The organism is Thermodesulforhabdus norvegica (assembly GCF_900114975.1).
Classification (GTDB): domain Bacteria; phylum Desulfobacterota; class Syntrophobacteria; order Syntrophobacterales; family Thermodesulforhabdaceae; genus Thermodesulforhabdus; species Thermodesulforhabdus norvegica.
This window is the reverse complement of record NZ_FOUU01000003.1, coordinates 93,777-109,924: the sequence shown is the minus strand read 5'-3', so window position 1 is coordinate 109,924 and position 16,148 is coordinate 93,777. Positions and strand designations below refer to the sequence as shown.

Below are 16,148 nucleotides of genomic sequence, written 5' to 3'. Positions count from 1 at the left end.
TGTCGCAATCCCCTCGAATCGGGTCAGGTTTTCCGACTGAAACACACAAATCATAGTTTGCTCCTTTCAGCAGAGTCGCAATCCCCTCGAATCGGGTCAGGTTTTCCGACTGCGCCCTTATAAATACACGAAATCATTAAGCCGTCAAGCGCTTTTCGGTAAACCTCCCCCAAAAAAGGCCTCCCGATGATTTTAGTCTCAACTAAAACAGGCTCAAAAAGGAGATAACTACTTGAAATTACTAAATATGGCCACTTCGGTAAACCTCCGCAAACCCTCATTCCACCGTTCCAAAAACGGACATCTCCTCCCATAACCCTACCACCAAAGAGCAACCGAAAGACCATAAGCCTATACCATACCGTATTTTTCAACATCGGGAGCGGAACCCAGTCCTGAAACTTCAACATCTCTCAAACACCCACGGCAGAGCCTGTAATATCTAACACTGTCGGTCGTCCAATCGATGAGCATCTCCAGACGGTCTTTTAACCTGAGAAATCTCTTCTCCGTCATGGAGGGACATTCAAACACCGATTTCTGAACCCTGTAGCCGTAGCCCTTCAGCTCTTTCACCACGCGGTATCTGATCCTGTCGTCGCTTATGTCAAAGCTCACAAGATAAAACATCTCAGGCTACCTCCCACCAGGGAAAAGGTCTGTATTCGTCATCTTCGCCCAGGAGAAACCTGGCAAAGCGTCTTGACTGATCGTGAATCAGCCCCCTGAAGTTTCGCTTCTGGCCGGTCAGAGGGCACCGAAGCCGGGTTTGCATCCACTTCTCGTAGGCCTGCAAAAAGGCCCTTAACATTGCGGGCTTCATCTCCACGGGTCTATTTTTCCTGAGATCCTCCTCATCCACACCGTCCGCCGCAACGCTCGTTCGGAAAACAAAATCCTCCGGCTTAACCATACCCAGGTTAATCAGCCTTAACACAAAGCGCTCGCCCATGAAGGTACGCCACTCCTCAACGAGATCACAGGCCAGTGAGGGTCTTCCGTACTCCACCGCATGCAAAGCACCCAGATAAGGATCAAGGCCGACGGATTGAACGGCAGTGAGCACCTCCCCCGTAAGAAGCGTGTAAACAAAGGACAGCATCGCATTGACGGGATCTCGGGGAGGCCTTCTGCTTCGCTCTTCAAAGAAAAAGCTCTTGTTTCCGATGAGCCTGGAAAAAACACTGAAATACACAGAACTGCCGTGACCTTCCAGACCTCGAAGGGTTTCCAGAGAAGGGGTCTCTTCGGCAAGGCGTGCTAGAGCCCTTATCTGAATTGCCGATTCTCTCAGTAATTCCTCTTTTCCCCCCTCCGATTTCCTCATGAGAAAGTGGGCCATGTCTCTTAACTTCGCCGACACGATCTTTCGAGCCACATTAAGGGATGCTTCAGGATCGGAAAGTACCAGATACTGAGCCCGCCGCCTCTCCACATGGGCATGTTCGTCCACGACGAGACGTGCCCGAAACCGCCCCTCGGGAGTAAGCAGTACCGTTTCAATCCGTTCGCGAATAAGCACGTCCAGAACTGCACCGCTGAAGGACGATCTTCCGACCAGAACAAGCTGTTTCAGACCCCTCAGGGGAATTTCGCCTATTTTCTGCCTTCCCCTGAAAACGGCCAGCACGGCCCCTTCTTTCTTTATGTAAGCACCGGACTCCAGAACGTAGAACTTCTCCATCAGTCACAGCCACCTCCTCCGGGCAGAAACCTCTGAACCGACTCAATAGCAGTTCTCAGCAAATCCAGGGCATCCTGCAGGTTTTCCACCCTCTCCGCCTTTGCGGACCTCACAACCGCCGCTTCGTATTCGCCTCTGAGGTGGAGAAGCGGGTGATCGTAAGAATCCTGATGCTCAAAGATGCAAAAATCGCCTGCCACACCCAGCAGTCGGTGTATGGTTTTGCACCCAAGAGGTGTTCCTCTAACCCGTGAAATCTTGTAATCAACCAGGTGAGGATTGTAATCGGGAAGTCGCTTCAGGAGATGATGCAAAAGAGTTCTTCCCCTCTTCAAAAACGATATCGTTCCGAGAAGGACCTTTTCTTCTCTTAGCGTCAGATGTCTGCCGGCAATACACCCGTAAATGAGGTGAGAGAGAACCGAACACCTCTTCGACAGGGCGGCCAATTCCGGATAGCTTCTTTCCCAGGCGGAGTGTTCCGGGTGAATCAGAACGGCAGGGGAAGGAGCGCCTTCTACGGACTCAAAAAGGTTTGCGTCGTTGAGCTCGACCCTCTCGAGGAACTCCAGTTGCGCTTCAAGGCTTCGATCTTTTTCGTTAAGAAAGAAAGACTTCTTCCCGGTTAATCTGTGTACTCCCAGGGGAAGCTTAACCAGGTTCCCCAGACCTTTACCGGAAAGCCTGTCCTGCTTGGGAAAAACCTCCAGAGTGAAGGCCTTTAGATCCTTCTCCAACCTGTTTTTTACTCCTGCCAGCATCAGGCGCATCTTTGCCGCGGGAACGGGCCTGTTTACGGGAAACCAAAAGTGGTAGCCTTTTCCTCCGCTGAATTCGCAAAGGCACTTAAGACCGAGGTCGCCCGCCAGTTCGGGAAGCCTCCTCAGCACATAAACAACCTCATCCTTAACCTGCTGTTTTTCTCCCGGAGAAAGCTTTGAAGGCTTCCTGATAAGCCCGCAGTCAACGTCTATAACCCCGAGCCTGACGTGGCTGTCCTTCTGGAGAAGGTAAATGCCGTAAGTGCGCAGTCCCTTCAGGTGATCGAGCACATCCTTTTCGGTTATCGGTCTTCTTACGGGGCTGTATCCACAGCTGCGGCTTTCTCGATCGACCCACTGGCGGGCAAAGCAATCTTCTCTACCGCGAAAAATTTCCATGTAGCGCTTCAAACCACGCTCAACGGCCCGGTATCTGTCGAAGGAATCCCCGGGATCGAACTTTTCTTCCTGAGCCGGCTGAGGTCTTTCCAGAAGATCGCACCTGCTTTTCCACGCCGCAATGCAGTCGGGATAGGCGTCGGTTACGTATTCCAGAACCTTTTTAGCAACGTCCGTTCGCCCGACTGCTGCGGCAATTTCTGCCCATTTCACGGCCTGCTCGGGAGGCAAACTCATCCAGAGAGAGCTCCCGGCAACGAGATTTCTAACTCTCTCACGACCCTTCTCGTCTGCAAGGGCGCTCTCCAGCCGTCTTATCAAAAGGTCGTAGTCAACCCGTCCCGCCTTTACTTCCGAAGTCTCCCCGACCATCTCACAACCCTCACTTCACTTCCTTACGGCTCACCACCTTCATGAGCTTCTTCAGCCCCGGATATCTGGGATTGAAGCGGTGGAGTTCCTCGAGGACTTCTCCCGCTTTTTTCAAATCCCCGAGCTTGATCATAACGACGGCCTTCCAGAAAAGCCCGTCCATGTAGGGATTTCCGTATTTTTCCCGGAAGAAGTTTTCCGCTTTTTCCAGATAATCCAGGGCTTTCCGGAATTCACCGCAGGTAATTTCAATACGGGCGAGTTCGAGCAAAGCTTTATGGCGACCCTTTCTATCGGCTTCGGCCGCCTGCAACAGCAGAGACCGTCCCTTGTCTTTAGCGCCCATTGCCACATGAGCCGACGCCATGAGCCGCAAGATGTAAGGTTTCCGGGCTTTTCGGGGAATAGGATGGAGCACTTCCAGAGCCTTTTGGGGATTGTTTTTGTCCATGTAGCACAGCGCAATGAGATGGTACACGTGCGCGTGTACGGCCGGGTCTGCATCAACGAGAGCTCTTTCCAGCGCCTGGACTGCCCTGTCAATCGATCCCATCTGTCGATAGACCTTTCCCAGAGTGTAATACTTGTGAACGGCGCCGAGATATCCAGTCCGGCCGTCTTCTTCTATGCAGGCCCTTATGAAGGAAAGGGCTCTCGCGGGCTCGTCTTCAATGAGACAGAGAGCAAGATTATACAGAGACTTAACGTAATTCTTCCGCTCCTGGTGATGTCGCTCCCGCTCCTCTTCTGAATAGGCCCTCCAGTTTTTAACGGCCTGTTCAAAGTAGGGTCTCGCCTTTTGAGGCTTTCCCTGAAGGTCCTTGTAGAGAACTCCACGGCGGTAAAAGCTGGTAACTCCGTTGGGCCGAAGTTCCTGACATCGGGCCAGGTGTTTGTGAGCCGTATCTATGAGCTTTCGTCTGTTTTCCGGCGTCAACAGAACTTCACGGTTCCTTGCCGCCTGAAGGTTGGCATAGGCAATGTAGGCGACCTGAGCATTTAGGCGGAAGTCATCGGGTTTTTGGGAAAGCATCTTCAGGGCAAGACCGAGGGCCTCGTCAAAACGCTTTAACTGGGTCAGTGCGAAAACGACGATCCCGACGATCGGCTCTTCGCAGCCTGCATGAAGGATGTGTGAAATCTTTTCTTCAACGGGATGGCACAGTTCGAGGATGTCATTCCAGCGATTTTCACGCCGGAGCAATTCCACTTCGGCGTAGAGATTTGCCGCCTCCCGACGAATTTTTTCAACGGATATTCTGCCGTCGATAAGAGAATCCACAAATTCGGACAGCTCTTCGTCGAGCCCGGCAGTCGGTTCTTCCCTTTCCGCCGGAGTCGGCTCTTCCACTGCCGGAGCCTCTTTTTCAGGATGCCTGAAAACCAGAACTTTGGCTTCCTCGGCCTGACGATTCATGAGATCACCCCCGGTAAACTTTTTTCCGACCTTTTTTGTCTCTGTAACAATGATTACGGTTTCAAATCGGACTTTTACAAAAACCGAAAAGCTTTTTCAGAATTCTTCTGGCAGCCCTCATTGGAAAGGGTGCACATTTCCGGTTTTTCTCTTGCTCTTCTATCCTCTCCGCGTTTTACTGGAGAGAAGTTTTTTCCCGGGAAAATGGCTTTTAGCCCCCTTCTTCGCCGTATAAAAAAGCACCCCGTCGTATAACGGACGGGGTGCTCCCTTTTAACGGCACAGGGCATTCTTCTATTTCTCAATCCTCACAGAGAAAACCTTCCATGCCCGAGAGCCGTCTTGGCACCGAAGCCGTGTTCCTGAAGGGCCGCCTTAAAGGCTTTCTCCAGCTCTTTCCGTTCCGTCTGGGGCAGTTCCTGTGCCGTGAGCATGACGAACCGGAATCTCACTCCCGGTGCTACGGCGAGAAAGGGAACGGGATTGGGATTCTGGTCCTCTGCGGGCCCTCTTAATCCTGCGTAGTAGTCCCCGTAATGGCAGGTGGTAATCTCCGCCGTGAATTTCGGCACGTCCAGAGGCAAAGCGTCCAGAAAGACCACTTTCCCTCTATGGGACGGAACTCTGTCCTCCTGCGATCTGCCTTCAGGGCAACCGAAGAGGTTCCTTACGGCCAGAAGATAGTCACCGTCTTCGTCGGCCCAGTGTTTAAAAAAACCGTCGTCTTCTCCGGCTTTCTCCACCAGAAAGGCAAGCCTCACGACGCCCTTAACGCTTTCCGCGGGAATGTAGGGAATACCCATGGTCCAGTGTAAGGTGAAACCTCTTTCAACCGGACTGGCGTTGCCGAGACCCACGATCAGTGCGGTCCTGAGTTCTGCTTCGAAGGATAATTCCGAATAGCCCAGTTTTTTAAAAGCACTACAGGCGTTATCGATTAACTCCCGGCGCTTTTTCAAAACCTCCGACAATTTACCCCGTAATCTGTCGAAATTTTCGAGGACCTCGCTTAATTGATACTTCTGCGCCCCTGCTCCCTGACCTGCGGTAACAGGTCGCACCTGAAAGTTGTACTGGATCAAAGGTTCATTTTTCGCTTCCACTTCAGTCACCCGTAGCCACTTGTTGAAGTAGAGGCCGAAATTGAAGGAGCCTTCTTCAAGACACCGGTTCACGGCAGCATCGACATCCCCGGGAAGAGGCCGGAAGATACGGGAACTGTTGCCTGAACGGGGCGGCCTTTGCGCTTTACGCTTCCGCATTTTCTCTTTCCTCCACAAACATCTTGCTCATGACCTTGAACCACTCCAGAAACCTCAAGGCCTCTTCCTGCATTGCCATGAGTTCAGAGGAGTTTTTCCTGCAGATCTCGTTGATGAGGTCCGTCGGTTTTGACGAATCGAACCGGAGCATCTTTCTTTCGGAAAGCCAGCCCGCCACCGCTTCAAAAGCCAGATAGTGTTTTTCATCCCGTTTATACTTACCGTTATTTTGATCCGCCGCCTTTGCCAGCAGGAAACAGAGCGTATGCCCCAGACCGTTCTGAAGGATCATTGCAGGAAGACCTGCGACGAAACTGGAAAAGTCCCTGGCATCGACCTTTTTTACTGCTTTCGCCGCCTTATCGTAGGCAAAGCCTGCCCTTTCCTGCGAAACCGTTTTCATAAAACACCCCCGAAAGGTTAATCTTTATTCACGGAGCCCTGGACCCACCTTACCTTGCAGATCCCTTTGCCCAGCGTAAAATCGCCGCCTATCTGAAGATGGGTCGTAACACCTTCTTCCGAGACGAGCCTTGCCACATCTGATGCCTTTTCTCCTCCGTCTTTCCTCACGCCGGAGAAAAAGGCCAGAAAATAAAGAACCGAATCGGCGGGAAGGTACTCCTGATACCGAAGAGATCCGTCCTTCGTCGTCCCCGTGGTATCGTCAATTGCTATGTGCGCCTGAACCTCTGTGGCCGTCCTCACCAGGTAACCGAAAATATCGTCCGAAACGAGCATGACATTTTCGGCCTCGCCGAGGTTCGTATTGAACCACTTCCTCCAGCCCTTATCGCTTTCGTTGCTCGCCTTGACGACCAGGCCCTCAAGGATAACCGAGCCAGAAGACGAGAATTCGCCTGCAAGAGGTATAAACTCATCCTGTTCGACCGTCGGGACCTCTTCAGGGGTCTGGACGTTGAGAATCGCCAGGTCATCCTTTAGCCTTTTCAAAACCGAGGGAGCCGTCACGTGCACAAAAGGCGAAATGCCGGATCTTACGGGAAAAAGCAATATCCTGGCGTCCGTAACGGTCACGGCTCCTGCCCAGCTCGATCCCGCTTCTCCCGCCTTTCCGAAAACGTCGTCAACCAGAGATGCACTCTTGCCTGCCCTGCTCCAGGCCTTTTCGCACCAGTCCCTCATGGCCCCCTTTATTCCAGAAGCCTGAACGGTGGGCCAACCGGTGTGTCTTTCTCTCTGGATTGGAAGGTCAACGGCTCTGAGCGCCTGTCCCGCTCCGGCGTGAACGGGTGTCAGTGCGTAGAGCAGGCAAAGCTTTTTTTCTTCACCCCACAGCATAGAAAAACCTCCGTTACTTTAAAAGGGTATCAGTTCCGTAAAACCCCGATTATCTTCGGTAAAAAATACCGCACCTACCGGGAAGTAACTTTCTGCAGGCTTGTGAAAGCCCTTTCTGAGATCCCATCCGCCTGCCCGGAAAAGCTTTCCCGAGGCGTACGGGCAACCGAGAAGACCGGATTTTTTCGCCCTGGTCCACGAAAGCGGAGTCACGAGCAGACAGCCCGTCTTAGCAGATAAAGGCAGAGCCGGCGGGGGTTCGAGCAATTTGTATCTCACCAGCCGACCCTCGCCCCCGAGCTGAAACACTCCTTCCGGATCAAGATGAGACGGGCAGATGGGCTTATCAACGCCCACGACGAGCGATACACCATGACGAAGCCTCACGTGAGACGACGAATAAAGATGCCCGCCTTTTGCGGTTCGGGCTGTGTTGTCTCTGGCTATGCCAACCCTGGGCTCAAAGCCGAAAAGGAGGAATCTGCCGACGGCCTGAGCCTTATCCCCGGAAAGCTCCCCCAGGTCCTCTACGAACTCAACCCCCTCCCCCCTCTGTTCAAGGGCTTTTTTCGTTACCCAGTAGTTTCCGGACATGGGATCGGCATCTTCCGGCGGGTTTTCCATCCAGCATAAGAACCTTTTCTTGCCTTTTACCGGAAGTCCGTCCGGATCTACGGGTCTCGCCTCGAAAACACGGAACCCCTGGCCTTTTCTGTCCTCAAGGAACCAGTTCGCCGGTGCCGGAAAAAGCAGAACATCCTTTGCCATGAGCAACGGCCCGGTAATACCGAAGCCGCTTTTTGCAGGGGTTCCCCAGAAAGGTAACTTCTCTCCGTCGAGATCCTCATCGTCACCAAGCCCTGCAACTCTTTTTAAGTCCACCCCTCTCTGCATCAGAATGGCCGTTCTCAAAGCCCCCAGAACCGTTCCGGGCATAGGAGGGAACAGGGGCATCCCCGTGTCGTGGGTTTCCCCTATGTCCATAGGGTCCCCACCCCGGAAAAAGAGCGTGTCAAGAGGATCTATCCTAAACCACTGCTCAATCTTACTCATTTCGGCTCTCCGTAACTTTGCCTCCGGTGGTTTTTCTTTTCACGGCTCTGGCCACAAACTCGCAGATTTCCAGCACCTCGGTTGAAACCTCCTTCTTCCCCGTCGGAGTCCGGCGACCGCCTAGGATCAGGGCGGCAATGTTTCTGGCGAGAACGTCTCTGTCGGCGGAGTGAGACCTGACGATACCGCTTTTTTCCATCTGGCTTCGAATCAGTCTGACCAGGTCGTCGGAGTTACTCTCCAGAGCCAGAAGCCCTTCCTGAATTTCGGAAAGTCCGTAGAGAAAAGAAGCGCCGACATGCCCTGCGGCTATAGCTTCGACGAGTGCAAGGAAGGCATCCCAGATCCTTATCCCGAAGCAGAGGTCACGAAAGCCCGCTATGAAGACTCTTTCGCCGCCTGCCCGGCGATGAAGCGATACCGCCATGGCCGCCCGATCTGAGCCGTTCCTGACCGAATCCTTTGCCAGCTCCAGCAATTCGTGGGCACGGCGAATTGCCGAACGAAGCGGCCACTTGTGATGCACGATGAGAAGGCCTGCCGAAATGGAAATCTCCTCTCCAGAACCCAGGTGTAAAATGAGCCTGTCGCCGTGCCTGAGTTCCGAGCCTGTTGAAACCTCCTGGGGCATCACTCCATTGCCGGGAATCCTTACGAAGCCCCAATTGTAGGCTTTGGCTATTTCCAGAGCGGCACGTAGTGCGCCGGACACCGGGAAAACGGCACAAACATCGTCTCCACCGGCGTAAATGAGCCGGCCGTCATGGGCCTTCACGGTAAAGGGCACGGTTCGAAGCGAAAATTCTGCAAGAGCCTGTGAAATGGCTCCGTGCACGGCAGGCGAAAGGATGCGTTTCACTTCGAGATGCTTTTTCCAGAACCCGACATATGCGCGGTCAACCTTTCCGGCCTGCAACCCTTTCACCAATTCGGGATGGAGCACATCACGCCAGGTCGAGGAAAAACCTCCGGCAAGCAGCTTTCCCATTCTGTCTCCGTCCATCACGAGAAGGGCATAGTAACGATCCACGATGTCGGGAGGATCTCCAAGGTCGGACCTATTTTTGACGACCTTCTTAACCTTTTGCTCAACCGCGCTGTCTATGACCTCTATCTCGTTCCATTCGCTTTTGGGGCTTTCTTCTCTGTGGAGCACCTCGGCGACCTTCCTCGGTGATAGCCCGGACTCGTCTATTTCTCGCTTCGCCCTTCGGAGCCAGTCCTGAGCCGACACTTCGGTGGTCGAAGGAAAGCCCACGGCGTTTCTGAAGTAGGGATAAAGGGGATGATCTTCCTCCTCAACAACCCGATAGATCATTCGCTTTACGATGGCGACGGCAGAAAGCCTTTCCGTTTCCTTGAATTCACTTTCCGAGAAGGCCTCTCGAATTCTTTTCCAGCAGGGATCCACACTGGGCCTTGGATTTGGGTCGGGCTTTCTTGCGGGATCCAGCTCGCAGGTCTCTCCTCTCTCCCGGCATTCCAGACAGGAAAAGCGAAGAGCCTCAAAATCCGTGTGGAGGTGGCATTTTATACCGGGCTCCTCCGCCCGGACATTCTCAGGGGTGAGCTTTTCTGCGGCAAGCCCCCGCTGGCAGAGGTCATGGGAAAGGGGATAGAAAAACTTTTCGTCGTAATTCAGGTAGGGAAAGCCGGTCTCCCTGCCTTCTTCAACGAATTCCCGCACTCTGGACAGCAGGTTCTGGGGGACAAAAATTCCCCTGGCGTTAAGGTCTTTATCGTCGAGAAGCGGCGCGGCAGACCAGTTCAATTCCCAGAAGTGCTCAACCTGCCGTTTAAAAATATCGTCAAAAGCCTCCGTGCACCTGGAAGGCACGTCTTTGAAACTCTTATCCTTAACAAAATCCCTGACGGAATTGGCCAGCTTTAACCACTCTCCTAAAACAGCCTTTTCGATCTCTTCCGCGATGTTTTCTTCCTCTCCAGAAGGCACCAGGCACACGAACTTATTGGGAAGCGTTGCGGCGCGGGTCTCAAGGCTGTATCTATTCCGCCAATCCGAAGGAAAGTTGCAGGCACCGTCGAGCATCCGCTCTATGAGCGGTTGCCCCACAGGCCAGGGATAGACGATGTGATCGGAGCCGTACTGCAGGATTATTACCTTCATTCCCTCGGCGGCAAGCCAGGAAAGCAAAAGAGAAGAAATCCAGTAGTCCCGCAGTTTCCTTGATCGGGAGATGAAATCCTGAACCGGCGTAATGCTGAAAACCATGAGGGAAGCTCTTCTGTCCCGTGACAGGGAATAACAGGAATACAGCGCCGAAGTCAGGGCGCAGTGCTGCCAGATGGTGTGATCGGGAATGCGGGTGTCTGCGGGAAGCCTCTCCCACTGCCAGGTAAGCCCGAGAGGCCCTTCAGTTGCCAGCCTGTAAGGAAGAACATGCCTCAGGTAGTGAAAAAGGGCAAAGCTCCTCTCGGGCTGAGCTTTGGGAAAATTATTTTCATCCTGCCTGATAACCTGCAGAACTTCCTCAGAATGCGAGGATAGCGTGTTTAGAGGCACGCTAAATGATCCGTTCTTGCCGGTGGGATGCGTAATAACGGGATTTTTCTTGAAGTCCACGAATCCACCGGCCTTTGAGTCGGGAAGAAAGGTCCTGTCAAGGCCCGAAGCAACCTGATCTGCCTTATCCACGAGAAGCTCTTCCGGCGATACGTGCAGTTCATCGGTGAAGAGCTTTGACCTCTTAACGTGATCGGCAATTGAAAGAGCCTTGTCCGGAGGATCGTGCAAAAAAGCCGCTATTTTTTCACGCCAGTAATTTTCACCATTCCTGGGCTTAAAAACAATCATTGATACCAACCCTCACCAGCTGATTATTATCGTCAAGGATTTGATACACCTTCTCCCATACCTGAAACTGCACCTTCTCTGAAAAAAAGACCTTTCCTGCAGCATTTTGCCTCATTCGATTACTGATCCCAAAGGGGAGGTGGAGTATAAAGCCGTAATACCTTCCTTCCTTTATGCGGAAGAAGATCCTCAGGGGTGAAGCATGGCGACTTCGTCTTCCCCAATTAGGTGCGCCCTTTGCGAGGTGGTTCGTTATGGGGAACCCGAGAAGATGCCGCTCACCGACGTCGTGCGAGCCGTCGGCGGAAAACTGAGTCCGTAAGTCTATGTAAATCTGAGCCATCTCCTTCATGGCCTCTGACCAGGAATTATACCCCCTCTTGGTTCTCCATAAAACAAGGCCTTTCTCTGATGCGCCAAGGCAATAAGGATAATCTTTCGAGAAAAGAGTATCACCGACGGGGATTGGCGATATCTCTTGGGAAGATACGAGATTTTTTATTGAACCGAAATTCTCCACCTGAAAACTTCCCCAGCCGTTTCGGGATCTCGACCCTGCCGCCCCGAAGGCCATCAGGTAATAGATAGCCCTTTTCAGCAGTTCTCCCTCCACTTCATTGTTGTCGCTGAGAATTCCTTCGGGCACGGAAAGCTTCAGGGTGAACTTTTCGTCGGGGGCAAGGTAACTCCTGACACATCTGACCTGTCCTTTCTGGCACAGGATGGGTCCGTAGCCTAAATAGAGCAAAAGGCTTCTTATGTTTCGTCCATTCCGACCGACTTCCCGATGAGAGACCTCGCGTATAGCGGGGAGGGTATTATCTTTTTTAGGGTTCCCTTCTACATTTAACGAGATAAGACTCTTTCCCCAGTCTCTGCCGCCTCCCGCACCTCCGAAGATATTGTTTTCCGCATCGAGCAGATCATCATGCTTTTTGTAATGTGTTCCGGCCGCAACCCTCCACCAGTAGCGGAGAAGCCCCTTGAACGGCTCGGGCCTTAAGGCGGCGTCCTGTGAGGCGTCCCCGAGAAACATTGGGGTCACTATTTTGCAGGAAAGCTCTATGACCTTTCTTTTTCCAAAACGCCTTCTTAAAAGTCCGGCCCCATTCATTGCTTTTCCTCTCGGTTTGTTAGCAATTGACCGATTTTTCCCGGAAACAAAAATCCATGGTTCGGGGAAACTGCAACCTCCTGTCGTAGGGGCATTGCAGGAGATCAAGGGTCCTTGAGAGAAAATCCACAAGCACCCGGGAAACCGACTCATAGGTCGCTTCGTCAACAGGGATGATTCCATGAGCAAGGATAGATAAATTCCTTTTCTTAAGAGCGTCGATAATCCGGTTTTCTTCATCCATGAACAGGCGTCCCACCTCATCCCCCAGATCGAAGAGCAGAGTATAAGCCATTCTCAGCCCAATGCGGATCTTACCGTCCTCATCGGATTTGTACTTTTCCCGAACGGATTGGGGTATTTTTTCCGGATCCACGTCTCCCGTTTCTATACCGTATTCTTTTTGCAGCCGTCTCTGGGCAAGCATCTCAACGGCCCTGTAAAGACGCGCCACCGCATCGTCGTAGCGCCTCTGTGCGGCCCTTCGCTCTGCGTTGAGCATGAGGTCAACAACCGTTTCGTAACCTGTTACCGGCTTTGCCCGTCCCAGAATGCGCTTCAGGAAGAGAAATTGATCCAGCACGTCACCGGCAAACCTTTCCAGAACGGCCAGGGCATCTTCGTGCTTGAAGTGATCCCAGAGGTTAAAGCCCCTGCAGATTTCCTTGCACTTCATGGTCAGGCGCTTTCTTTCACCGGCAACGGGAAAGTTCCTGAGAAGGGACTCGAGGATCTCCTGGGCCTCTGCATAGTAATAGCTGGATATCATGATGTTTGCGGTCTCAAGCCTTCTTTTCCACAGGACATCTTCCACGCCGATTGGAGTCGGTGTGTCTCCCCCTTCAACCTTCACCAGATTGTTTCTTATGCCGACGTTGAATTTTACCGGCCATCCGCTATCAAGGGCGTAGAGAACCAGAGCGGCACTCATGGTTTTCGTGCCGCCGGTGTAGTTGGCAACGATTTCGATATTGCCGAAATCCCCAAAGCGGTTTTGAATCCGGGCGGAGACGATTTCGCAGGCCCTGTAACAGGCTCCGAGGTCGTCGGGATCGTCTATTTCCACCACTTCGTATGTGTCGGTAGAAAGGTTCGCCTGCGAAGCGATGGAGGGTTTCGCCACTTCTCTTTCCTTACAGGGCTTACCCGGACCGTTTACGACGATGACACTTCCCTTCGGACCCGTCGAACAGAGAAAATAGACGAAGTTCGGTTTTTCCTGCTTGATCGCATTGACCAGCGGATCACAGGAACCTCCTACCGTCAGCACGAGAACCTTCACCATTTGGCAAACCTCCCGTTATTAACCGTGCTATTCGGCCTACATCCTTTAATACGGTGCTGATTTTGATTTTTTCAAAATTTTGGTGAAAAAATTTTTTTGACCGCCATGTCCAGGGGGAAAATGATTTTCTGCCTTTACAGACAGTTCCCCGATATCATGAAAGGCCTTTCCCGCGGCAATTTTCTCTTATGTGCGACAGCACGGTATGCCACCCGCAGACGACCTTCCCCCATGGAAAAGCCTTAGAAGGCCGAAGGCTACTTTCTTTGCCCGGAGAGCTCCCCAGAACGAAGCTTCACCTTTCCCTCGTGTAAACCGGCCACGGCCAATGAAAGACCGCCGACAATCTTACTTCAAAACAGACAAAACCACTTATTATCCTGTCAAAGACCCTCCATAAGGCCTTGCCGGAAAGTTTTTTCGCTTTGATAATTTCTTAAGTCTTCCGATTTTTTTCCTTGCTGTGACGATTACCGACGGGGAGCACAAAATCTCCCCGCGAAATCCCACAGACCTTCCCCGGAATCACTCTAATATCCCTCAGCCCAATTCTTTCTGCCACCTCAAAAAGTGCCATGGGAAGGCCGAATTGCCGGGAGCTTACCTTTTTGGGCTCCTGATGCTTTCGGGCTTCTTCAATCAGCTTCAATATATCTTCTGCAGTGCCCAGGTAAACCTGCTGGGTCACAACCTTGCTCTTTCCCGATCCCCTGGTCTTTCCCGTAGCATTGGGATCGACCTTTACACGGTAAGACCGGGAGTAATATTTCCTGTTGCCCCGTTTTCTTGCTATTATTGTTCCGGTTCCTTTTGTCTCCATGGCAATTACATTTTTACAGCTAGCTTCCGATCCTGCCATAACAGAGGGTCACAACATACAGTTGCACTAAGTTGAACAATAAGTATTTGAAAATTATGGAACTTCCCGTAGGCATCCCCAAAAAATGGAAAACTTGAGACCTGAACAAAACATAGCATCACACTTTTTAATATCAATTACACATAGTTAAGCCACCAAAACTACTTCTTGAAAAACTTGAGTTTTGGTTTTGATTCATACCAGTTATTACACTAATTGTTCCATAGTATTTTCTTTATTTTCTCAATTACTACTTCTTTGTATCTCAAAAATATATCCTGATCATTCTTTTTTACCTCTACGCAGTTTCTCTCAAATCCGCAATGGGCAATAAAATTTCTAGGATGAAGATCTCGAGATTCACCTTCCAGAAAATCATGCAATGGCCTCCATTCAGGCAAAAATTTTACCCTGTAACATTCTTTTTCAAAGTTATTTGATACCTCGTGTTTTAGGTAAGTAGGATTCAAGAACAACCCAAAAACATCATAAAAAGACCTACCTCCGGAATTGCAAAATTTTTCCTTAATTTCCGAAAGCGAAACCTCTTTTTTAGGATGAATCTCAAATTCTTCTAAGGTTGCAACTATACCCTTGTAAAGGGCAAGAAGGAAAATTCCTTTAATAAAAATATCCTTAGAAATATGGGGGTTCTTTTGATAATCACTCCTGATTTCTTCCCATCCAAGCTCCAGGATTTTCTTTAATCCCAGCTCTATTTCTTCGGCAGAATGAGGCTCGAAAGTGTAAAGAGCTAAAGGAATATTATTCTGGATAGCAGAAAAAAATAGGTAAGCTCTTGAAAACAAATCCTGGAGTTTTCTCTTCACCTCTCTTCTGTTCTCCGCAAGGCTTTTTGCCAGAGCGAAGTCATTTTCTCCCCTAATCTTTTCAGGGGCAGAGAAAAAAACCGCGGTTTTTATCTTATAGTCTCTATACATATTATATTCTTTCTTGGGAGTCCCTAGGATCGGATCGGAAAAAACAAGGTATATTCCTAATTCAGGATTTTTCCAGTTTGATAGCTTATAGAAAGTGGAAAACAATCTCCCAGCTTCAACTAATGCGGAAACATAGATATTGAGGCCGCTTGAGATGTCAAGATAAAGGCATGAATACGGTTCTGCAAGATACCTTTCCAACATATGGAAGAATACTTCTAAAACTAGAACCTCAAATGCTGTAAAAAAATTCTCTCCTTCATATTCTCCTATGGAATGCAAAACCAAAATATCTTCCGCTTCAGCCGAATGAGGATGAAGTCTGAACCAGGATAGTGGATCCCTAAAGTAGTCAGCTTTTCTTTCCCTTATTTCACCAATCTTTTCTTTAAACTCTTTTTCCAGATCCCACCCTTGAACTCTGCTATCAAAGAGAAGGCTGACCGGATAACACAGTATTACCTCTGCTCTCATATTACTGTCCTCAAAATATTTTTTTAGAGCAAAAGATGATAAAGGAGCGGCATACAAATTTTCTTCAATTTTAAAGTTGATATCGTTTGCAATATTTTTATCAAGCCTGCCTATCTGATAAATAACATTTTTGCCGTATGACATTGACAACTCCTATTTTGGGTTAAAAACACAGCCCAATTAAGTTCAACTTCAACAAACTTTGACCATTTATCAGGATATTTCTAACATGCTGTTGCTTCAAGCATAAATTACGATACACCTATAGGGGTACACATCGAGTAAAATCACCTTCCATATCCCTGCTGGTAAACCATTCTTTTTCAGAGCTTCGAAGAAGTCTCACAAACTCTCCTCACGGGCAAAGTCTCCACCTGTATGGACTGTTGCAAGAGCAGAAAAAGGAAATC

The 16,148-nt window shown here is 50.6% G+C and carries 13 protein-coding genes; all 13 read right to left on the bottom strand.

The window, feature by feature from the left end:
- Positions 1-351: 351 nt before the first annotated feature.
- Positions 352-630 carry a CRISPR-associated endonuclease Cas2 gene (cas2, locus tag BM091_RS06565; protein ID WP_093394423.1) on the bottom strand — a complete coding sequence of 93 codons (279 nt, stop codon included), beginning with the start codon at positions 628-630 and terminating at the stop codon, positions 352-354.
- 1 nt (position 631) lies between these two features.
- Positions 632-1,684, bottom strand: a complete 1,053-nt coding sequence (cas1, locus tag BM091_RS06560) for a CRISPR-associated endonuclease Cas1 (RefSeq protein WP_093394422.1) — start codon at positions 1,682-1,684, stop codon at positions 632-634.
- Positions 1,684-3,216, bottom strand: coding sequence for a CRISPR-associated primase-polymerase type A1 (locus tag BM091_RS06555; RefSeq protein ID WP_093394420.1), 1,533 nt, complete (start codon positions 3,214-3,216; stop codon positions 1,684-1,686). Before BM091_RS06555 ends, cas1 begins: the two co-directional genes overlap by 1 nt.
- 10 nt (positions 3,217-3,226) lie before the next feature.
- A complete protein-coding gene (locus BM091_RS06550; RefSeq protein WP_093394419.1) occupies positions 3,227-4,633 on the bottom strand; it encodes a tetratricopeptide repeat protein in 1,407 nt (468 codons plus the stop codon).
- A gap of 308 nt (positions 4,634-4,941) precedes the next feature.
- The gene (cmr6, locus tag BM091_RS06540) at positions 4,942-5,895 is read right to left on the bottom strand and encodes a type III-B CRISPR module RAMP protein Cmr6 (protein ID WP_093394416.1); all 954 of its coding nucleotides are present in this window, start codon (positions 5,893-5,895) and stop codon (positions 4,942-4,944) included.
- Positions 5,882-6,298 carry a type III-B CRISPR module-associated protein Cmr5 gene (cmr5, locus tag BM091_RS06535; protein ID WP_093394414.1) on the bottom strand — a complete coding sequence of 139 codons (417 nt, stop codon included), beginning with the start codon at positions 6,296-6,298 and terminating at the stop codon, positions 5,882-5,884. The genes cmr6 and cmr5 overlap by 14 nt, the downstream gene beginning before the upstream one ends.
- A gap of 17 nt (positions 6,299-6,315) precedes the next feature.
- Positions 6,316-7,197: a type III-B CRISPR module RAMP protein Cmr4 gene (gene cmr4 / locus BM091_RS06530; RefSeq protein WP_093394413.1), complete on the bottom strand. Its 882-nt coding sequence runs from the start codon at positions 7,195-7,197 to the stop codon at positions 6,316-6,318.
- Positions 7,198-7,215: 18 nt separating this feature from the next.
- Positions 7,216-8,250 (bottom strand): type III-B CRISPR module-associated Cmr3 family protein, encoded by a 1,035-nt coding sequence (locus BM091_RS06525; RefSeq protein ID WP_093394411.1) that lies wholly within the window; start codon positions 8,248-8,250, stop codon positions 7,216-7,218.
- On the bottom strand, positions 8,243-11,065 hold the full coding sequence (gene cas10 / locus BM091_RS06520; RefSeq protein ID WP_093394409.1) for a type III-B CRISPR-associated protein Cas10/Cmr2: 2,823 nt from the start codon (positions 11,063-11,065) through the stop codon (positions 8,243-8,245). The genes BM091_RS06525 and cas10 overlap by 8 nt, the downstream gene beginning before the upstream one ends.
- Complete coding sequence (gene cmr1 / locus BM091_RS06515) at positions 11,052-12,179, bottom strand: type III-B CRISPR module RAMP protein Cmr1 (RefSeq protein WP_177193554.1); 1,128 nt, start codon at positions 12,177-12,179, stop codon at positions 11,052-11,054. Before cmr1 ends, cas10 begins: the two co-directional genes overlap by 14 nt.
- A 19-nt stretch (positions 12,180-12,198) precedes the next feature.
- On the bottom strand, positions 12,199-13,464 hold the full coding sequence (locus BM091_RS06510) for a TIGR02710 family CRISPR-associated CARF protein (protein WP_093394406.1): 1,266 nt from the start codon (positions 13,462-13,464) through the stop codon (positions 12,199-12,201).
- A gap of 436 nt (positions 13,465-13,900) precedes the next feature.
- The gene (locus tag BM091_RS06505) at positions 13,901-14,323 is read right to left on the bottom strand and encodes a hypothetical protein (protein WP_143083113.1); all 423 of its coding nucleotides are present in this window, start codon (positions 14,321-14,323) and stop codon (positions 13,901-13,903) included.
- 212 nt (positions 14,324-14,535) lie between these two features.
- A complete protein-coding gene (gene csx1 / locus BM091_RS06500; RefSeq protein WP_093394403.1) occupies positions 14,536-15,882 on the bottom strand; it encodes a CRISPR-associated CARF protein Csx1 in 1,347 nt (448 codons plus the stop codon).
- Between the last annotated feature and the right edge of the window lie 266 nt (positions 15,883-16,148).